Raw genomic sequence first — 19,472 nt, 5'->3', positions numbered from 1 at the left:
GCAGGATGCGTGGTATTGGTAGCTTCAAGCCATCAAAAGCCGGAGATTCTGCATGAGACGGACAGTGCTTCTTGCCGCCCTTACGACAGCCTTGCCAGCGGCCGCTCTGGCGGGGCCGGCGTCCGACGCCGTGAAGTTCTTCTATGTCCCGGCGGTGAGATTCGAGGCCGACGCACAGTACCGGGACCGCTTCACCGAGCCGGTGACGAAATTGTTCGATCTCAACGACCAGGCGACCAAGAAAAATCCCGACCAGGTCGCATGTATCGACTTCGATCCTGGCCTGGATGCGCAGGATTTCGATCAGAAGACCGTCTCCAAGACCTTGAAACTGTCCGAGACGGTGGACGGCGATACGGCACAAGTGGTGGCGAGCTTCAGCCTTTTTTCGGACGGAGACGATTCAAAACGCGAAATGAACTGGTCGCTGAAGAAGGTCGGCGGAAAGTGGAAGGTCTCGGACATTGCCTCGAAGACCAACGATTGGACGCTGAGCCAGCTCGAATGCATGGCGGGTCAAGATCCGGAGTGATGCGATGGCCCGTCGCGTATTCTTGGCTCTGTCGGCAATGTGCCTGCTGGCGGCGGGTTTGAGCGAGGCTGTTGGCCAGGGACTGTTCGGTGCCCCGCCGGCAAACGCCCCGGCGCAGGCCACGCCGGGCGGTGGCGATGCACCGCCTGCAAACCCACCCGGCAACGCGGTGGAGCCGGCAACGCCACCGCTGGCATGGCCGCCGTCCGAGCCGGCCGCGCCCGTGTTGCCGGGCTCGCCGACGGCGGTGGTCAAGCCGTTCTACGACCATCCCGGGCTGGAGCTCGATCCGACCCAGCGCAAGAATTTTGTCGATCCGGCCAAGACAGTGCTCGACAAGAGCGATGCGCTGCGGGCTTCGGGGCAGGGCGAATGCCTGGACCCCAACATGGCGCTCGACAATGCCGACTACGACAAGCTCGCAATCGACAAGAGCCTGAAGAGCATCGAGGCCGTGAATGGCGACCAAGCCAAGGTGGTGGTCGCCTTCGTCGTCGAAGGCCATCAGCACCGGCTGGAGTGGAAGTTCAAGAAGGTCGGCGGCGACTGGAAGATATCGGACCTGCTGTCGGTGACGGGCGAATGGGCGCTCAGCCAATATCAGTGCGAATGATGGCTGGACTAGCCGCGCCCGCGGTAGGGGGCCACTCCAGTGTCCGGCAGCCAGGCGCCATCGGGTGGCGCGCCGGTCTGCCAGAAAACGTCGATGGGTATGCCGCCGCGCGGATACCAGTAGCCGCCTATGCGCAACCACAGTGGCTTTGTGGCCGCCACGATGCGACGGCCGATCATGACGGTACAGTCTTCATGGAAGGCGCCATGGTTGCGAAACGAGGTCATGAACAGCTTCAGAGACTTCGATTCCACCAGAGCCGCATCGGGTGCGTAGTCGATGACGATATGGGCGAAATCCGGCTGGCCGGTCACCGGGCACAGCGAGGTGAATTCCGGGCAGGTGAAACGCACGATCGCCGGCGGACCGTCGCCGCGCGAAAACGGCACGGTCTCCAGGACCGCCTGTTCAGGGCTCTGTGGCGTCTCGACGTGGGCGCCGAGCTGGGTAAGGGTCTTGGTATCGATCATGGGCGGGATCTCTTTCGATTTTCGCCGCTTCTTAGCATCGGACCGAAGAGTGCGCAGCGGTTTTCGGATAAATCCGATGCTTAAAATAGGAACTGGAGCAGCAAATGTCGCTCCAACGCAATTTGAAACGGCAGGAAGACGATGACCACCAGCGACCCGCTTCTCCAACCCTACCAGCTCAAGCATCTGACGCTGAAGAACCGGGTGATGTCGACCAGCCATGAGCCGGCCTATTCCGAGGACGGCATGCCGAAACAACGCTACCGGCTCTACCATGCCGAAAAGGCCAGGGGCGGCATGGCGCTGACGATGACCGCGGGCTCGGCGATCGTCTCGCGCGACAGCCCGGCCGCCTTCGGCAATTTGCATGTCTATGACGACCGCATCGTGCCGTGGCTGGCCGAGCTCGCCGACGCCTGCCACGAGCATGACTGCAAGGTGATGATCCAGATCACCCATCTTGGCCGCCGCACCGGCTGGAACAAGGCCGACTGGCTGCCGGTGCTCTCGGCTTCGCCGGTGCGCGAGCCGGCGCATCGCGCCTTTCCCAAGACCATCGAGGACTGGGACATCGAACGCATTGTCGCCGACTATGCATCGGCCGCGCAACGCTGCCAGGCCGCCGGCCTCGACGGCATCGAGTTCGAGTCCTACGGCCATCTTATGGATGGCTTCTGGTCGCCGGCCACCAATCATCGCGACGACGAGTATGGCGGCTCGCTCGACAACCGGCTGCGCTTCACCAACATGGTGCTGGATGCGGTGCGCGCGGCGGTCGGCGAAAAATTCGTCGTCGGCATCCGCATGGTCGCCGACGAGGATTTCGAGAAGGGCCTGTCGAAGGAAGAGGGGGTCGAGATCGCCAGGCGGCTCGCCGGCTCCGGCAAGGTCGATTTCCTCAACATCATCCGCGGCTCGATCGAAAGCGACGCGGCATTGACCAAGGTCATTCCGGTGGCCGGCATGCGGTCTTCGCCGCATCTCGATTTCGCCGGCGAGGTGAGGGCGGCGACAAAGTTCCCGACCTTCCACGCGGCGCGCATTTCCGATGTCGCCACCGCCCGCCATGCGATCGCCACCGGCAAGCTCGACATGGTCGGCATGACCCGTGCGCACATCGCCGATCCGCACATCATCAGGAAGGTGATGGAGGGCCGCGAGCACGAGATTCGTCCCTGCGTCGGCGCCACCTATTGTCTCGACCGCATCTATGAAGGCGGCGAGGCGCTGTGCGTGCACAATGCGGCGACCGGCCGCGAGGCCGAGATTCCGCACATCATCGTCAAGACCGAAGGGCCGAGAAGAAAGGTCGTTGTCGTCGGCGCCGGGGCCGGCGGACTGGAGGCGGCACGTGTCGCGGCCGAGCGCGGCCACCAGGTGACGGTGCTTGAAGCTTCGAGCCAGGCCGGCGGCCAGGTGCGTCTGGCGACGCAGAACCCGCGCCGCAAGGAACTGATCGGCATCATCGACTGGCGGCTGGCCGAACTCGACCGGCTCGGCGTCGAAATCCGGTACGACACCTGGGCGGAGCAGGATGACGTCCTGGCGCTGGCGCCCGATGTGGTCGTCGTGGCCACCGGCGGCCTGCCGCGAAACCCGCCGCTGACAGCGGGCGACACTCTCGTCACTTCGAGCTGGGACATCATGGCCGGCAGCGTCAAGCCGGCCGAGAACGTGCTCATCTATGACGACAATGGCGGCCATCAAGGCATGGGCGCGGCCGAGTTGATCGCCAACAGCGGCGCGAGGCTGGAACTGGTTTCGCCGGAGCGTTTCTTCGCTCCTGAAATGGGCGGCATGAACCACGTGCCTTATATGCGCGCCTTCCAGGAAAAGGGCGTCACGATCACCATCAACACGCGCCTGCGCTCGGTGCGCCGCGAGGGCAACCAACTGGTCGCGGAACTCGCATCGGACTTTGCCGACGGCTGGCGCGGGGAGCGCAGGGTCGACCAGGTGGTGGTCGAGCACGGCGCGGCGCCGCTCGACGATCTCTATCTCAGCCTGAAGCCGCTGTCGAAGAATGGCGGGGCGGTCGACTACGAACGTCTGGTCGGCGGCGGCGACATTTTTCCTGCGCGTAATCCAGGGGCGGGCTTCGTGCTGTTCCGCATCGGTGACGCGGTCGCCTCGCGAAACATCCATGCCGCCATCTACGACGGGATCAGGTTCGGCCTGCGGATCTGATGCACCGTCGGCTCAGGCCGGCATGTTGAACGGCGTGATGATCTGGATGTTGGACGCGCCTGGCGCGACCGATCTCGGCAACGCGCCCTGTGCCCGCATGATGTGGATGCAGGCCGAACGCATGTCTTGCCTGAGATCGTGATGCAGCACGGCCGAGATGTGCCGGCCTCGCAGCAAGTCGATATTGTCGGCGTCGAGATCGTGGCCGATGAACACAAGGCAGGGCCGCTTCATCTCGGCGAATGCCTGCACGATTGAGGCGTTTCCGCCGCCGATCGAATACACGGCCGCAACATCGGGATGATGTGCCAGCGCGGTGCGGACCAATTCGCCCGTCGCGCGATCAATGCCGTGGCCTTCGCTGATGTCGACGATCCCAAGGTCGGGGAAGTTTTCGCGCAAGGCGCGGCGAAAGCCGATTTCGCGCTCCTCCTCGCCCCGGAATCGGTTGCTGCTCAAGGTGACCAGGACATCGGCACGACGCTCGCCAAGCCATGCGCCGATCAGATAGGCAGCCGTTTCGCCGGCGGCGCGGTTGTCGATGCCGACATAGGCCAGCCTCCGGCTGTTCGGCAGATCGGTGACCAGCGTCACCACCGGTATTCCCGACCGGACGACCCGGTCCACCGCGGCCGCTATCTCCGGAATATCGGGCGCCTTGAGGAAAATCCCGTTGCTGCCGCGCCGGGCGATCGCGTCGAGCAGTGCGACCGTGTTCGCTGCCGCGCGCACTTCGGCCAGGTGGTGGCGCGCGCGGAACACCGCCGGATGGAGGCCCGGCATCTCGGCCTCCAGCGCGGCGCGCACCGCCTCGGTGAAGCGCATGGGAGCCTCCATGACGAGATCGAGAATGAACTTGCGGCCCGATAGGCCGAGTTGGGAGCGTTGCGTTTCCAGTTCCCGGATCGCCTGCTCTATGCGGCGTATTGTGTGCCGACGCACGCCGCTGCGCCCATGCAGGACGCGGTCGACCGTGGCGATGCTGACGCCGGCCTGCAGGGCGATGTCCTTCACCAGAAACGGATGCGCCATCGGCCGCCTCGATCAATTTTGAGGTGTTTTTGAGGTGTTTCAGCTGTATGCTACCTCTCAGCCAGAGCTATACTTCCGCCATCCAGTCGAAACAAGACCAAGGGGAGGATGCCGTGAAGGCCGACAATTATGCCAAGCTCAGATCCGATCGTGTCTGGCTTACCGCCGATGTGTGCAGCATCGATGATTTTGCCGCGTCGACGCAAAGGACGACAAATCCAGCGGACTATCCGTTCGCGTCCGAGGTGCGGAAGAACGTCCTGATCTACGATGGTGCGCCTGTTCGTGCGGCCGCCGGCGATCCGGCCCGGCGCAAGGCGCTTCTGGCCGAATGGGTCGAGGCGATGACCGATGGTCCGGGTGTCGTCGTGTTTCGCGGTGCCTTCGAGGATGTGGCGCCAGTCGACGCAGCCACCGAAGCGTTCAATGCCATCATCGCCGAGGAACGTGCGGCCGGGGCAGGCGGCGGCGATCATTTTGCCAAGCCCGGCGCCAACGACCGGGTGTGGAATGCGCTGGAGAAGCTGTGCCTGCGCGATCCCGCGACCTTCGCCGCCTATTACGGCAACGATATTATCGCGCTGATATCGGAAGCCTGGCTCGGCCCGGCCTATCAGGTGACGTCGCAGGTGAACAATGTCAGGCCGGGTGGCGCATCGCAGTCCGCGCACCGGGACTATCATCTCGGTTTCCAGACCGCGCCCATCATCGAACGCTATCCGGTGCACGTCCATCGGGTCTCGCCGGTGCTGACGCTGCAGGGGGCCGTCGCTCATTGCGATATGCCGGTGGAAAGCGGCCCCACGCTTTATTTGCCCTATTCGCAGACCTACCTGCCTGGCTACCTGGCGATGAACCGCCCCGAATTCCAGGCCTATTTCGCCGAGCATCATGTTCAGCTGCCCCTGAAAAAGGGCGACGCGGCCTTCTTCAATCCGGCACTGTTCCACGCCGCCGGCACCAATCGGTCGGCCGACATCCAGCGCATGGCGAACCTGTTGCAGGTCTCATCGGCCTATGGCCGCGCCATGGAGAGCGTGGACCGGACCCGCATGAGCGCGGCCCTCTATCCCGTTCTCCAGCGTATGCTGGACGATGGCAGCCTGACCAGTCAGGCGGCGGGCAACGCCATTGCGTCGTCGGCGGAAGGCTATTCCTTTCCGACCAATCTCGATCGCGACCCGCCGCTCGGCGGCCTTGCGCCGGAGACCCAACAGGCGCTTTTCCATCGTGCTCTGGATGCAGGATGGGAGCCGGCGGTCTTCGTGGAGGCACTCGAGAAACAGGCCTGCAAAAAACTGACCTGAGAAAGCGGCTTCGGCAATTGCAAATGTTGGTGGCGCGCGGTCCGGACCGGCATACGAGAGCCCATGTATGCCGGCCCGGCCGCGCGCCCGCACGCCGTTGGCTTATCGCCTGATAACGTGCGATCTTGTGAGCTTGCGGTGCGGACGACGCTCAGACCATCCTGGCGATTGCCATGCACAGCACGGTGACCACCAGCAGCCATGCGGCAATGCGTTCGCCGACCGCCATTCTGGCGCGCAGTTGCACTTCGATTTCCGCATTGGCGCCAGCAAGCCGCCTGCTCGGCGCCCTGACCATGGCGCCGAGCACGCCGGCCGCGGCAAAAGCGGCCAGGATGCCGAGCGCCAGCACCATTTCCATCGAGCCGAAATAAGCGCCGTGGAAGAAGTACCACAGCAGCGCCCCGGTCAGGAAAACCATGCCGGCCGCGCCCATCTGCGGCTGGATGAAGCGCTCCGCCTTGATTTCGGGGTCGCGGGCGAGCGTGATTGTGGTGCCAGCCCAGAACACGCCGGCCATGACGTGAAGACCGATAACCACGATGTAGACGTATTGCATGCCGGCTCTCCTCTCTCGCCTGCTATCGTGTTAATAGTTAGATATCTAACTGTTAGATGTCAATGTATAAACGCGAGCCTGTTCCATCCGCGGAAAACACCGTCTAGTGTCCGGCAATGACGCCCTTTGAACGCCCGCCAGTCGGCATGAATCTCGGCCGCACCGCCAAGCTCGTTGCGCAGGCCTTCGACGCCGCTTTGGTTGAAGCGGGCGGCACATTGCCGGTCTGGCTCACGCTGCTGTCGGTCAAGTCGAGCAAGCTCGCCAATCAGCGCGAACTCGCCGGGATGATCGGCATCCAGGGCGCGACGCTGACCCACCATCTCAACGCGATGGAGGCGCAGGGCCTGCTGACGCGCCGCCGCGATCCCGTCAACCGGAGGGTCCATCTGGTCGAATTGACGGAAGCCGGAGAAGAGCTGTTCGAGACGTTGCGACAAGCCGCACTCGCCTTCGACAAGCGGCTCCGCAAAGGATTGCCCGACGAGCGTCTGGCGGAGTTTGCGCAGGTGCTGGCGGCGCTGCGCGACAATGTCGGTTGACCCCGGTCGGTCGACAGCCTTGTTTTACCCAACTTGCCTTGCTGTATGACCACTATGGTCATTTCTGGAGCGGAGCATGCGCGAGATTCCGTTGAAGGATGCCAAGGCAACGCTTTCGGCGGTGGTTGACCAAGCCGTCGCGGGGAAACCTGCCGTCATCACCCGTCACGGACGCAAGCAAGCTGTCATTCTGTCTTTCGAAGACTACGAAAGGCTCTCGCGCGTGCCCAGTTTTGGTCAATTGTTGGCGGCTTTTTCCCAGCGACGTTGACGATATTCCGTCTCGACCCCGCAAACCTTGCTGCGCAGATGGTGGCGAGCGGTCCAGCACCTCTGCGGAGAAAGAGTGCTTCCCTTCGACCTGCATGCCGCATGCGGCTGGGCTACTCCTGGATCGGGCGAGGGCGCACAGGCCTGGATTTGAGGATATGGTGATCGCGGCAACCGCCGAGGTCCATGGCTTGACAATACTGACGGATAACGAACCTCATTTTGCCCGCTTGGGGTGCCGACGCTTAATCCGTTGAAAAATTTGCCGTCTTTGCCCGCTCAGTCATAGCTCTGGATTGTTCCAAACGCATAGCGGCGCAACTTCAGTGCGGTGATCAGGTTGGTGAGCTGCGTCTTGCCGTCGAAACTGTCCTGGAACATCTCGTCATGCATCAGGAGGATCAGCTTGCCCGGTTTGGCGAAGCGGCCATAGCCGAACAGGTGATCTATTTCGCTGACCAGATGGTCGACGCTCTGGACCGGCTCGCCGTTATCCTTGTGCACCCACTCGTGGTCCCAGCCGTAGAGATAGAAGCCGGACGCCGCGACGAATTCGTAGTCGGGATCCTCGCGGCCGGCTTGCGCCGGCCCAAGCGAGTTGTCGTCCTTCGACATCGAAGGCAGCCGGAATACATCGCGACCCGGCAGCCGCGCGTGCACCGCGGGCTTCAGGCCCAGCACGGCATTCGCCATCAGCATGTCGGCAACCACACCTTCCGTGTCGCTGTAGAAGTGCCGGTAGTGATTGTAGGCGTGGCTGTAGCTGTGGTTGCCGATCGTCACCAGCGGCATCGCCTTGGCGCGCCGGACCAGGGCCTTGTTGGACACACTGGCCTCGGCATGCATGCCGACCATGAACAGCGTCGCAGGAACCTGTTCCGCCGCCAACACATCGAGGATGTTGCTGGTGCCGTTCAGCGGACCATCGTCGAAGGTGAGATAGATGGTGCGATCCGCCCCATGAGCCGGCAGCGCGGACATCAGCATGGCCGCCAGCACAAGCCGAAAGAATGTCATAAGCCGCTGTATCCGTTTGCGATCACGACAGGCCGCCATTTCGGCGGACGGTTGTCAAGGCGGGCCAGGTTTCGGCTATGCCAGACTGCCTTGCAGCACCGTCAGCCTGGCCTTCTTCGGCATGCGCGCGGTCAGCCATTCGAGCGCCTTGTCGTGCGGCATCGGGAAGGCGATGGAATAGCCCTGTACCTGGTCGCAGCCGATCGCCATCAGCGAGTCGAGTTCGGCCTCGGTTTCAGCCCCCTCGGCGACAATCGAGATGCCGAGCCCGCGGGCAAGCTCGGTGATGGCGCGCACGATCTTGGAGTTGTCCCCATTCTCATGGATGTTCTGGACGAAGCGGCGGTCGATCTTGAGCCGATCGATCTCGTTGGGATTGACGTGGCTGAGCGACGCATAGCCGGTGCCGAAATCATCGAGTTCCAGATGCACGCCCGCGGCCCTGATGTGGCGCAGCTTGGCGGCGATGCCTGTCTTCTCGTCGTCCAGAATGACGGATTCGACGATTTCCAGCGAGAGTTTCTGCGGCGGCAGCCCGGCCTTTTCCAGCGTATCGAACAAGAACGCATCGAAATCGTGCTCGCGCAGTTCGGTGCCCGAAACGTTGACGGCAAGCCGGCCGAAGGCAATCCCGGCACGGTTCCACTCGGCGGCTTCGTTGATCGCCTTGCTGATCACGATACGGCCGATCTCCGGCATGAAACCGCATTTCTCGGCGACAGGAATGAATTCGCCCGGCGAGATCATGCCGCGCTCGGGATGGTTCCATCGCACGAGGGCTTCGATGCCGCTGATGGCGCCGTTTGTCAGGGAGACCTGCGGCTGGAAATAGACCTGGAACGCTCTTTCTGAAATGGCGACCTTGATGTCGTGCTCGAGTTGCTTGCGGTAGTCGAGTTCGCGGCGCAACTCCTCCGAGAAGAACGAGAAGTTGCCACCGCCCATCTTCTTGGCGGAGTAAAGCGCCAGATCGGCATGGACGAGCAGGTCCTGCGCATTGTCGGCATCGATCGGATAGACGGCGATGCCGCCGCTGGCACCCGGAAGAATCGTGGTGCCCTGGAAAATGATCGGCTCGTTGATATGCGCCAGGATCCGCCGTGCCAGCATGTTGATGTCCTCGGTGCTGCCCGCGCCATTGAGGATCATCACGAATTCGTCGCCACCGAGCCGCGCGCACAGATCCGACGCCCGGCACGAATCGCGCATGCGCTGCGCCGTCACCACCAGGACATAGTCGCCGGCGGCGTGGCCGAGCGTGTCGTTGATCTGCTTGAACCGGTCGAGGTCCAGCTGGACCACTGCCAGGCGTTCGCGCCGCCGGTGCGCACCCTTGATGAGCGTGTCGAAATGGTCGGTCAGGAAAGTGCGGTTGTGCAGGCCGGTCAGGCCGTCGTGAACCGCGATGAAGGCCATTGAGTTGCGCGCATCGACCAATTCCCGCGTCTTGCGCAGGATCGCATTGGACATCGGCCTGAAGATGAACAGTGCCACCAGCAGGATGACGCCGAGTGTTGCGTAGAACAGCGTGCGGTGGAGGGCGAGCAGCTTTTCGGAGCGCTCGTCGGCCTCGGCGCTGATGCGCTGGCCAAGGGCCGCATAACCCGACAAGGTTGCATTGGCGACCGACGTATCGAGGTTGACGCGTTCAGCGCCGCCCTTGTAGCCGTCATTGTCGAGATTGAGTTTCGATTCAAATGCCGAGATCAGACGGTCGCCATTGGCGATCAGCCCAACCGAGAAATAGTCGAGATGGAAGGGCTTGGCGAAAAGCACGCTCTCGATCGACTTCGCATCGAGCTTGGCCGGCGATTGCGGATCTGCGCCCGTCTGCTTGAGCAGCAGATCGTAATTGGTCTCGAACTCCGCCGTGGCTTGCTTGAGCGCGCTGACCAGCGCCGGCTGCTTGTCGCGCGACGCGGCACCCGTTGCGCTGGCAAGGAAGACGATGCGCTGCGACAATGTCTTCTGCGTGCCGACGATATCGAGCAAGGTGTGGTTGTGCTGCTGCGTGGCAATCGTCTGCTGCAGCAGGACGAAGGAGGCTGCCACCATGGTGGCAATGATCAACAGCGCCAGCCAGTAGCCAGCCTTGATCAGCAGTATGAGCTTGCCTGAAACGGTTTGCACCGGCTGCTGCGACATTTTCGGGGGCGGCCCTCTCGCCAACGGATTCCTGTATGGTCACCATTGAGCCACAAACGTTAACAGGATTGGAAATCGACAGCCGGCCCGGCAAGGGGAGAGCCGGGAAGATCGCTAAATGGTTATCGGCTCCTTTCGCCGCCGCCCTGCATTTGAGCATTGCTTGTCGCGTACGCTATCGAACGGCCGCTCGGGCGATGCCAGTCGCGCCCCGGTTGATGCTGTCCGACCACCCGACCCGGTCGCTTTTGCGATGGATTTTTTGCGCAAGCGGGACGACAGTCTGCGCACGTCAAACGAGGCCTGATCATGACCGCAGCATTTCTCTCCCATATCGACAATGAGCTTGCAGGGCTGAAATCAGCCGGGCTCTACAAATCAGAGCGGGTGATTTCCTCGATGCAGTCGGCGCAGATCGAGGTCGGCGGCGAGAAAGTGCTGAACTTCTGCGCCAACAACTATCTCGGCCTTGCCGACAGCGCCGACCTGCGAAAGGCGGCTACGCAGGCGCTTGATCGCTACGGCTACGGCATGGCCTCGGTGCGCTTCATCTGCGGCACGCAGGAGGAACACAAGCAGCTCGAGGCGACGATTTCCTCCTTCCTCGGCCTGGAAGACACCATCCTCTACGGCTCCTGTTTCGACGCCAATGGCGGACTGTTCGAGACGCTGCTTGGAGAGGAAGACGCGATCATTTCGGATGCGCTGAACCACGCCTCGATCATCGATGGCGTCAGGCTGTCCAAGGCCAAGCGCTTCCGCTACGCCAACAACGACATGGCCGATCTCGAAGCGCGATTGAAGGAGGCGAAGGATTGCCGCTTCCGACTGATCGCCACCGACGGCGTGTTCTCGATGGACGGCATCATCGCCAACCTGAAAGGCGTCTGCGACCTTGCCGACAAATACGATGCGATGGTCATGGTCGACGACAGCCATGCGGTCGGCTTCGTCGGCAAGAATGGCCGCGGCTCGGCCGAGCACTGCGGCGTCGAAGGCAGGGTCGACATCATCACCGGCACGCTGGGCAAGGCGCTCGGCGGCGCTTCCGGTGGCTACACCTCCAGCAAGAGCCAGGTGGTCGACTGGCTGCGCCAGCGCTCGCGGCCCTATCTCTTTTCCAACACGCTTATGCCGGCGATCGCCGGCGCCTCGATCAAGGTGTTCGACCTGATCCGCAATGGCGACGCCTTGCGCGAACGCCTATATGCCAATGCGGCGCGGTTCAGGTCGCAGATGGGCAAGCTCGGCTTCACGCTGGCCGGTGCCGATCATCCGATCATTCCGGTGATGCTGGGCGAGGCGACATTGGCGCAGGAAATGGCGGCACGCATGTTGAAGCGCGGCATCTATGTCATCGGCTTCTCGTTCCCCGTGGTGCCGAAGGGCCAGGCGCGAATCCGCACCCAGATGTCGGCGGCGCATTCCAGCGCCCACATCGACCGCGCGGTGGAGGCGTTCGGCGCGGTCGGCAGGGAACTGGGCGTGATTTCCTGAGCGGCCGGCGCCGAAAAGCGATTCCGGATCAAGAGATTCAAGGGACAAGAGAATGTCGAACATGATGAAGGCGCTGGTGAAGGCCAAGGCCGAACCGGGCATCTGGATGGAAGAAGTGCCGGTGCCGGAGATCGGCCCCAATGATGTGCTGATCAAGGTCAAGAAGACGGCGATCTGCGGCACCGACGTTCATATCTACAATTGGGACCAGTGGGCGCAGAAGACGGTGCCGGTGCCGATGGTGACCGGCCATGAATTCGTCGGCACCGTCGCCGATTTCGGCGCGGCCGTCACCGAATACAAGGTCGGCCAGCGTGTCTCGGGCGAAGGCCACATCGTCTGCGGCCATTGCCGCAACTGCCGTGCGGGCAGGGGGCATCTGTGCCGCAACACGCTCGGTGTCGGCGTCAACCGGCCAGGCGCTTTCGGCGAGTATCTGGCGATCCCGCAGCATAATGTCGTTCCGATCCCCGATGACGTGCCGGACGAGGTCGCGGCGATCTTCGATCCGCTGGGCAATGCCGTCCACACGGCATTGTCCTTCGATCTGGTCGGCGAGGATGTGCTGGTCACCGGCGCCGGGCCGATCGGCATCATGGGCGCGCTGGTTGCGCAATGCGTCGGTGCGCGAAAGGTGGTCATCACCGACATCAACCCGGTTCGGCTGGCGCTGGCGAAAAAGCTGGGCGTCCAGCATGTCGTCGACGCCTCGAAGCAAAAGCTGCGCGACGTCATGCCGGCGCTCGGCATGACCGAGGGTTTTGACGTCGGCCTCGAAATGTCGGGCGCCGCCCCGGCCTTCCGCGACATGATCGACACCATGAACAATGGCGGCAAGATTGCCATCCTGGGCATTGCGCCCACCGGCTTCGAGATCGACTGGAACAAGGTCATCTTCAAGATGCTGCATCTCAAGGGCATCTACGGCCGCGAGATGTTCGAGACCTGGTACAAGATGATCGCGCTGGTGCAGGGTCCGCTCGATGTCTCGGGACTGATCACGCACCGCATCGGCATCGACGATTTCCAGGCAGGCTTCGATGCGATGAGGAGCGGCAGTTCGGGCAAGGTCGTGATGGACTGGTAGACGCGTCCGGCGAGCGCAGCCAGGAAAGGCCTCAGGGGCGCTCGCTTCTCAACCAACGCACTTGTCGCCATGCGCGGCGCAGCGCGGTTGCGGCGGAGCCGATCGCGATGATGGCAAGCGCGAGTGTCAGGATTTCGTTGCGGCCATGCCAGAGGAATTCCACTGATGACAGCAGCGCAGCGATGGTTGCAACCGCCATGCGATGCGGTTTGGCCATCGGGCCGGAGAAATCGCTCGGTGCTTCATTGGCCCGCCCGAGTTCCCGCACATAGGCGGTGAGAACCGAAAAACAGGCGGCTGCCCAGCCAAGGCCAGGCATGGCGATGCCGTAGCCTATGCCCACCATGATGGCGATGTCGGCGATCCTGTCCGGGAACTCGTTCCAGAACGGCCCATCGGCCGACGCCTTGCCGCCTTCGACGGCGACCATGCCGTCGAAAAGGTTGCACAGTAGGCGTAGTTGGCAGAACAGCGCGGCACCAGGCAACAACAGCAGACGCGCCATGCCGTCGCTCTGCCCGCCAAGCCAGAAGGCGGCGCCGGCCAGCGCGCCGGCGAGGATGCTGGCCTGCGAAATCTGGTTGGGGGTCACCGAGAGTGCGGCGAGACGTCTGGCCGCCGCCTGTGCCCAGCGCGTGTCGCGGCTTGCAAGGGGTCTGCGGTCGCCTGTGTTCATGACTGCCTCATCCCGGCGACCAGAAGTAACGCGTGAGGTGGAAGAAGATCGGAGCGGAGAACACCACCGAATCCAGCCGATCGATCAGGCCCCCGTGGCCGTCTATCAGATGGCCCCAATCCTTCACGCCGCGGTCGCGTTTGATGGCGGACATCACGAGGCCGCCGAAAAAACCCATCAACGTGATCAGGAAGGCCATTGCGCCGGCCTGGAGCGGAGAGAACGGCGTGATCCACCACAGGCCAGCGCCGACGAGGCTGGCGCAGGCGATGCCGCCGACGAACCCTTCAACAGTCTTGGACGGCGAAAGCCTTGGTGCGATCTTCGTACGCCCGATCATCTTGCCCCAGATATATTGCAGCACATCGCTCAACTGAACGACGATGACAAGGAAGGCTATCAAAAGCACATTGCGGCCCTCGTAGCCGGGAATGTGCAACGTCAGAAGAGCCGGCACGTGCGAGGCGCAGAAGACGCAGATCATTAGCGCCCATTGCACCTCCGCGATTCGGACCAGGAAGTGCTGTGTGTCGCCTCGCACCGCCGAGATGATGGGCATCAACAGGAAGGCGTAGACCGGAATGAAAACGGAAAAGATTTCGTAGTCCTCGATCCAGAGCAGGACATACTGCAACGGCAGCACGACGAAAAACGCGGTGGCCAGCGCCCAGTGGTCGGCACGCCGCGTATTGGTCAGCGTCACGAACTCGCGAAGGGCTGCGAAGGAGCAGAAGCCGAAGAGGAGCAGAACGCCGATGCGCCCAGCGACGAATGCGATGGCGATGAGGATCGCCATCACCCACCAGGCATTGATGCGGGCGTTGAGGTTCTCGATGGCCGGGTTTGAGCCCTCTGGCGACAAGCGTCGCTCCAGGATCTGGCCGACGAAAGAGGCCGCAAGCAGGATCCCGAAGACGCCGAGCACGAGAACCATCATGTCGAATTGGGTCGAGCTCATTCCGCTACCTTTTTCGGCGCCAGCGCGAGTAGCGCCTCCCGTGCCCGCTCGAGAAACGTATCCTTGTCCTCGCCATCAACCAGATGCATTGGCTCGCCGAACGTCACCGTGCAGATCAGCGGTATGGGAACGAACTCTCCCTTCGGCATCACCCGGTTGAGATTGGCGATCCACACCGGCACCAGTTCGAAGTCCGGATGCAATGCCGCCAAATGGAACAGGCCGGATTTGAAAGGCTGCAAGGACGCATCGGACTGGTTGCGCGTGCCTTCCGGGAAGAGGATCAGCGAAGAGCCTTCCTTCATCGCTTCCCCCATGCTCTCGACAGGATCCATCGTGCGTGCGTCGCGATTGCGATCGATCAGGACTGCGTTGAAAACGTCGCGCCCGATGAAGCTTCGGAGTTTTGATTTCAGCCAGTAGTCGGCACCCGCTACGGGACGGACCCGTCGACGCAGGCGCGGCGGCAGAACAGCCCAGATCAGGATGAAATCACCATGGCTGGAGTGGTTGGCAAAGAAGATCGAGCGACGGCGAGGCAGCCTGCCTTCGTGCCAGAACGGCCGCACGGCGGTGATGGCACGCGCAAACAGCAGGACGATCACCGCCACCGGCTTGGCAATCAGCGACTTCATCCATCCCCCAATTCGCTCATGGATCATCCGCCAGCTGACATGCAGGCGCAGAAAATCCGCTACCGGACAAGCAGGGACCGCGAGACCCGTGGCTGCCTGAACGCGCGACCCCTTCGCGGCGACCGTCTTATATCTCCTCCGGCGACGGCGGCTATCTCCTATCCAATGCGGTTTCCAGCGACAAGACGCCCTTTACGATGGAAGTCCGTTCGTCGGCGCTCAACTGGGCCAGCAGCGCCTGCTCGAACGCCTTCGCCAACGGTACCATCTCACGATAGGCGGCAAGGCCCGCTTTGGTAAGCCTCAAATGCTCGACACGGCGATCGTTCTCATCAGGTGTCCGGATGAGCCAGCGCCGCCTTTCAAGCTCGGCCACCGCGCGTGACACCTTGGTCTTGTGCATGGCCGACTGCTCGCCGAGCTCCGTCGCGGTCATCGTCCCGCGCTGGCCAAGTCCGGAGAGCGTTCGCCATTCCGGCCGTGTCAGCCCGTGACTGTCCTTGTATATCCGCGAGAATTCGCGGCTGACCGCATCGGCAAGACGATACAGCCGGTAGGGCAGGAAGCTTTCGAGCTCCAGGATCTCCGGGTCCATGGTTCATTTCCCTAAGCGCCATGGTGGCATTGATAGTTACATTTTCGATGGTTACAAATGAAACCAGTTTGGTCAATCCGGCTGGCGCCTGCCGGATGCGCAAGGGAGGAAGCGATGGCCTTTTCCTACATGCCGGGCTTCGGCAACGATTTCGAGACCGAGACCTTGCCGGGGTCGCTCCCGCAGGGGCGGAACTCCCCGCAGCGGCCGGCCTACGGCCTTTACGCCGAACAGCTTTCCGGTTCGCCCTTCACCGCGCCGCGCGGCACCAATGAGCGGTCCTGGCTCTATCGCATCCGGCCGAGCGTCAAGCACACCGACCGCTTCAAGGCGGCGAGCTATCCCCTGTGGAAGACCGCTCCCAATGTCGGTGACCACGAACTGGCGCTTGGCCAGTATCGCTGGAACCCGGTACCAATGCCGAAGGAACCGACCGATTTTATTCAAGGCATGCGCAGCATGACCACGGCAGGCGATGTGCTCGGGCAGACAGGCATGGCGGCCCACGTCTATGTCGCCAACACATCGATGGTCGACGATCATTTCTTCAATGCCGACGGTGAGTTGCTGGTCGTGCCGCAGGTCGGCGCCTTGCGCTTCGTCACCGAAATGGGCGTCATCGAGCTTCGGCCCGGCGAGATCGCCGTTTTGCCGCGCGGCCTCGTCTTCAAGGTCGAATTGGTCGACAGTCAAGTACGCGGCTATGTCTGCGAGAACTACGGCGCCAAGCTGACCTTGCCCGATCGGGGCCCGATCGGCGCCAATTGCCTGGCCAACCCGCGCGATTTCAAGACGCCCTTTGCCTGGTTCGAGGAGAAGGAGACGCCGTGCCGGCTGATCGTGAAATGGTGCGGCAATTTCCATGTCACCGAGATCGGCCATTCGCCGCTCGACGTCGTCGCCTGGCATGGCAACTACGCGCCCTACAAATATGATCTGGCGACGTTTTCGCCGGTCGGCGCCATCCTGTTCGACCACCCCGATCCGTCGATCTTCACCGTGCTGACCGCGCCGAGCGGCGAGGAAGGCACGGCCAATATCGACTTCGTCATCTTCCCGCCGCGATGGCTGGTGGCAGAGGATACGTTCCGGCCGCCATGGTACCACCGCAACATCATGAGCGAGTTCATGGGCCTGATCCATGGCCAGTACGATGCCAAGGAAGAAGGCTTTGTTCCCGGTGGCATCAGCCTGCACAATCTGATGCTGGCCCATGGCCCGGATGCCCCTGGCTTCGAAAAAGCCTCGCGCGCGGATCTGAAACCGGTCAAGCTCGACAACACCATGGCCTTCATGTTCGAGACCCGCTTCCCGCAGATGCTGACCCGCTATGGCGCCGAACTGGAAACCCGCCAGGACAACTACATCGATTGCTGGGCAGACCTGAAGAAGCGTTTTAATGGCACGCCGGAGGGCGACTGGTCTTGAGCCGCAAGCCAATGCCGGATCGGTTGGTGCTGCTGGGCTCCAAGGGCGGCCCGGCGCTGCGGCCAGGCGGGCCGTGGCCGAGTTCGTCACTGCTTGAGATCGGGGGGCGAACCATCGTCGTCGATTGCGGACTTGGCGTGACGCGGGGGCTGGTCGATGCCGGCATCAGCCTTAAGGCGCTCGACCTGATCTTCATCACGCATCTGCATTCCGATCATGTGCTGGAACTGGGGCCGCTGATCCACACCGCCTGGACGGCGGGGCTGGCGACGCCGATCAGCGTGTTTGGTCCGCCCGGCACCGGCCACTACTGGCGGCGCTTTTGCCAGGCGATGGAATTCGACATCGAGATCCGCATCGTCGACGAGGGCCGGCCCGACATTCGCGAATTGGTTTCGATCGACGAGTTCGGCGAGGGCCAGGTGGTCGAGCAAGGTGGCCTGAAGGTCACGGCGCTGCGTGTCGACCATCCGCCGGTTACAGACTGTTTTGCCCTGCGCGTCGAGCATGGCGGGAAAAACGTAGTCTTTTCCGCCGATACGGCCTTCTTTCCACCGCTCGCCGATTTCGCCAAGGGTGCCGACCTTCTCGTCCATGAAGCCATGCTGCAGGAAGGCATCGAGCGGCTGGTCGCCAGAACCGGCAATGGCGCCCGGCTCAAGGAACATCTGCTCGCCAGCCACAGCTTTGCCGAGGAAGCCGGGCGCATCGCCAGCGATGCCGGCGTCAAGAGGCTGGTGCTCAACCACCTCATCCCCGCCGACGATCCCGAGATCGGCGAGGCGGACTGGCTTGCCGCTGTCAGGAATACATGGGCCGGCGACTTGACGATCGCCCGCGACGGCCTTGTTGTGGGGTTAAGCGGCGCCAAGGCTGCACAAGGAGAGGAAACCGCATGAAGCTTGCCACATTGAAGGACGGGACGCGCGACGGGAAACTCGTCGTCGTCTCGCGCGACCTGACGCAGTACACCGATGCCTCGTTCCTGGCGCGCACGCTGCAGGCCGCACTCGACGACTGGCGCAGGATCTCGCCGCATCTGGCGACCATAGCGGAATCTCTGGAGAACAACGCCGTGCCGTCCGCGCGCTTTCACGAGCACGACGCACTTTCGCCGCTGCCGCGCGCCTATCAGTGGGCTGACGGCTCGGCCTATGTGAACCATGTCGAACTGGTGCGGAAGGCGCGTGGCGTCGAGATGCCGGCAAGCTTCTGGACCGATCCGCTGATCTACCAGGGCGGCTCGGACTCCTTCATCGGGCCGCGCGATCCGATCCGCATGACCGACGAAGCCTTCGGTATCGACATGGAGGCGGAGGTCGCCGTCATCGTTGATGACGTGCCGATGGGCGCAAGCCCCGATGAAGCGCACGCCGCCATCCGGCTGGTCATGCTGGTCAACGATGTCACCCTGCGCGCGCTCACCGGGCCGGAACTGGCCAAGGGTTTCGGATTCTTCCAGTCGAAACCGTCCTCGGCCTTTTCACCCGTGGCGGTGACGCCGGACGAGCTGGGCGATGCCTGGGATGGCGGCAAGGTCAGCCTGCCGCTTCTTGCCGATCTCAACGGCAAGCCGTTCGGCCGCGCCAATGCCGGCGTCGACATGACATTCGATTTCCCGGCCCTTATCGCGCACGCCGCGAAGACGCGGCCACTTGTCGCCGGCACGATCATCGGCTCGGGCACGGTTTCAAACAAGCTCGACGGCGGACCGGGCAAGCCGGTGTCGGCGGGCGGCGCCGGCTATTCCTGCATCGCCGAATTGCGCATGATCGAGACCATTGCGTCAGGCGAGCCCAAGACGCCGTTCCTGCGCTTCGGTGACACGGTGCGGATCGAGATGAAGGACAAGGCCGGACATTCGATCTTCGGCGCCATCGAGCAGAAGGTCGAGAAATACGAGGGGTAGGGGCTAAGAGAGG

General features: G+C 62.8%; 19 protein-coding genes and 1 pseudogene. 11 read left to right on the top strand and 9 right to left on the bottom strand.

Features of this window, described 5'->3' with window-relative positions:
- The first annotated feature begins 52 nt into the window (after positions 1 to 52).
- Positions 53 to 532, top strand: coding sequence for a DUF3828 domain-containing protein (locus EB230_RS23585; protein WP_056562835.1), 480 nt, complete (start codon positions 53 to 55; stop codon positions 530 to 532).
- A 4-nt stretch (positions 533 to 536) separates the two neighbouring features.
- Complete coding sequence (locus EB230_RS23580) at positions 537 to 1,145, top strand: hypothetical protein (RefSeq protein WP_056562832.1); 609 nt, start codon at positions 537 to 539, stop codon at positions 1,143 to 1,145.
- Positions 1,146 to 1,153: 8 nt separating this feature from the next.
- On the opposite strand, the gene queF is transcribed toward EB230_RS23580, so the two are convergent.
- The gene (gene queF / locus EB230_RS23575) at positions 1,154 to 1,615 is read right to left on the bottom strand and encodes a preQ(1) synthase (protein ID WP_056562829.1); all 462 of its coding nucleotides are present in this window, start codon (positions 1,613 to 1,615) and stop codon (positions 1,154 to 1,156) included.
- Positions 1,616 to 1,756: 141 nt separating this feature from the next.
- On the opposite strand from queF, the gene EB230_RS23570 reads away from it, so the two are divergent.
- On the top strand, positions 1,757 to 3,802 hold the full coding sequence (locus EB230_RS23570; protein ID WP_172374050.1) for an NADH:flavin oxidoreductase: 2,046 nt from the start codon (positions 1,757 to 1,759) through the stop codon (positions 3,800 to 3,802).
- Between the two features lie 12 nt (positions 3,803 to 3,814).
- Here the strand turns inward: EB230_RS23570 and EB230_RS23565 are convergent, their stop codons facing one another.
- Positions 3,815 to 4,834: a LacI family DNA-binding transcriptional regulator gene (locus EB230_RS23565; RefSeq protein ID WP_056562823.1), complete on the bottom strand. Its 1,020-nt coding sequence runs from the start codon at positions 4,832 to 4,834 to the stop codon at positions 3,815 to 3,817.
- A 113-nt stretch (positions 4,835 to 4,947) separates the two neighbouring features.
- Here EB230_RS23565 and EB230_RS23560 point away from each other — a divergent pair, with 113 nt between their 5' ends.
- On the top strand, positions 4,948 to 6,141 hold the full coding sequence (locus EB230_RS23560; RefSeq protein ID WP_056562820.1) for a phytanoyl-CoA dioxygenase family protein: 1,194 nt from the start codon (positions 4,948 to 4,950) through the stop codon (positions 6,139 to 6,141).
- A 151-nt stretch (positions 6,142 to 6,292) separates the two neighbouring features.
- On the opposite strand, the gene EB230_RS23555 is transcribed toward EB230_RS23560, so the two are convergent.
- The gene (locus tag EB230_RS23555) at positions 6,293 to 6,700 is read right to left on the bottom strand and encodes a hypothetical protein (protein WP_056562817.1); all 408 of its coding nucleotides are present in this window, start codon (positions 6,698 to 6,700) and stop codon (positions 6,293 to 6,295) included.
- A 116-nt stretch (positions 6,701 to 6,816) separates the two neighbouring features.
- Between EB230_RS23555 and EB230_RS23550 the strand changes: the two genes are divergently transcribed.
- Both EB230_RS23550 and EB230_RS23545 read left to right on the top strand, forming a co-directional pair.
- On the top strand, positions 6,817 to 7,242 hold the full coding sequence (locus EB230_RS23550) for a MarR family winged helix-turn-helix transcriptional regulator (RefSeq protein ID WP_056562814.1): 426 nt from the start codon (positions 6,817 to 6,819) through the stop codon (positions 7,240 to 7,242).
- A 76-nt stretch (positions 7,243 to 7,318) separates the two neighbouring features.
- Positions 7,319 to 7,541 (top strand): annotated as a pseudogene (locus EB230_RS23545) (type II toxin-antitoxin system Phd/YefM family antitoxin); the annotation flags it as partial.
- A gap of 250 nt (positions 7,542 to 7,791) precedes the next feature.
- Here EB230_RS23545 and EB230_RS23540 read toward each other — a convergent pair.
- Positions 7,792 to 8,529 (bottom strand): polysaccharide deacetylase family protein, encoded by a 738-nt coding sequence (locus EB230_RS23540; RefSeq protein ID WP_081294699.1) that lies wholly within the window; start codon positions 8,527 to 8,529, stop codon positions 7,792 to 7,794.
- Between the two features lie 75 nt (positions 8,530 to 8,604).
- Complete coding sequence (locus EB230_RS23535; RefSeq protein WP_056562809.1) at positions 8,605 to 10,674, bottom strand: EAL domain-containing protein; 2,070 nt, start codon at positions 10,672 to 10,674, stop codon at positions 8,605 to 8,607.
- Positions 10,675 to 10,983: 309 nt separating this feature from the next.
- Here EB230_RS23535 and EB230_RS23530 point away from each other — a divergent pair, with 309 nt between their 5' ends.
- Both EB230_RS23530 and tdh read left to right on the top strand, forming a co-directional pair.
- Positions 10,984 to 12,171, top strand: a complete 1,188-nt coding sequence (locus tag EB230_RS23530; protein WP_056562806.1) for a glycine C-acetyltransferase — start codon at positions 10,984 to 10,986, stop codon at positions 12,169 to 12,171.
- 52 nt (positions 12,172 to 12,223) lie between these two features.
- Entirely contained in the window at positions 12,224 to 13,258 is a 1,035-nt protein-coding gene (gene tdh / locus EB230_RS23525) for an L-threonine 3-dehydrogenase (protein ID WP_056562803.1), read from the top strand.
- 31 nt (positions 13,259 to 13,289) lie between these two features.
- Here tdh and EB230_RS23520 read toward each other — a convergent pair whose 3' ends face one another.
- From EB230_RS23520 to EB230_RS23505, 4 genes are all read right to left on the bottom strand, one after another.
- Positions 13,290 to 13,934, bottom strand: a complete 645-nt coding sequence (locus tag EB230_RS23520; RefSeq protein WP_056562801.1) for a CDP-alcohol phosphatidyltransferase family protein — start codon at positions 13,932 to 13,934, stop codon at positions 13,290 to 13,292.
- Positions 13,935 to 13,941: 7 nt separating this feature from the next.
- Positions 13,942 to 14,892 carry a phosphatidate cytidylyltransferase gene (locus EB230_RS23515; protein ID WP_056562798.1) on the bottom strand — a complete coding sequence of 317 codons (951 nt, stop codon included), beginning with the start codon at positions 14,890 to 14,892 and terminating at the stop codon, positions 13,942 to 13,944.
- Positions 14,889 to 15,527, bottom strand: coding sequence for a lysophospholipid acyltransferase family protein (locus tag EB230_RS23510; RefSeq protein WP_056562791.1), 639 nt, complete (start codon positions 15,525 to 15,527; stop codon positions 14,889 to 14,891). Before EB230_RS23510 ends, EB230_RS23515 begins: the two co-directional genes overlap by 4 nt.
- A 151-nt stretch (positions 15,528 to 15,678) precedes the next feature.
- Positions 15,679 to 16,122 (bottom strand): MarR family transcriptional regulator, encoded by a 444-nt coding sequence (locus tag EB230_RS23505; RefSeq protein ID WP_056562788.1) that lies wholly within the window; start codon positions 16,120 to 16,122, stop codon positions 15,679 to 15,681.
- 114 nt (positions 16,123 to 16,236) lie between these two features.
- On the opposite strand from EB230_RS23505, the gene hmgA reads away from it, so the two are divergent.
- From hmgA to EB230_RS23490, 3 genes are read left to right on the top strand one after another with little or no spacing between them, the layout of a single operon-like run.
- On the top strand, positions 16,237 to 17,550 hold the full coding sequence (gene hmgA / locus EB230_RS23500) for a homogentisate 1,2-dioxygenase (RefSeq protein WP_056562785.1): 1,314 nt from the start codon (positions 16,237 to 16,239) through the stop codon (positions 17,548 to 17,550).
- A gap of 11 nt (positions 17,551 to 17,561) precedes the next feature.
- Entirely contained in the window at positions 17,562 to 18,449 is an 888-nt protein-coding gene (locus EB230_RS23495) for an MBL fold metallo-hydrolase (RefSeq protein ID WP_056565459.1), read from the top strand.
- The gene (locus tag EB230_RS23490; RefSeq protein WP_056562782.1) at positions 18,446 to 19,459 is read left to right on the top strand and encodes a fumarylacetoacetate hydrolase family protein; all 1,014 of its coding nucleotides are present in this window, start codon (positions 18,446 to 18,448) and stop codon (positions 19,457 to 19,459) included. The genes EB230_RS23495 and EB230_RS23490 overlap by 4 nt, the downstream gene beginning before the upstream one ends.
- Positions 19,460 to 19,472 lie beyond the last annotated feature (13 nt).

This window comes from Mesorhizobium sp. NZP2234, from assembly GCF_013170765.1.
GTDB lineage: Bacteria > Pseudomonadota > Alphaproteobacteria > Rhizobiales > Rhizobiaceae > Mesorhizobium > Mesorhizobium loti_D.
The sequence above is the reverse complement of the archived record's forward strand: the minus strand, read 5'-3'. Positions and strand labels throughout refer to the sequence as shown.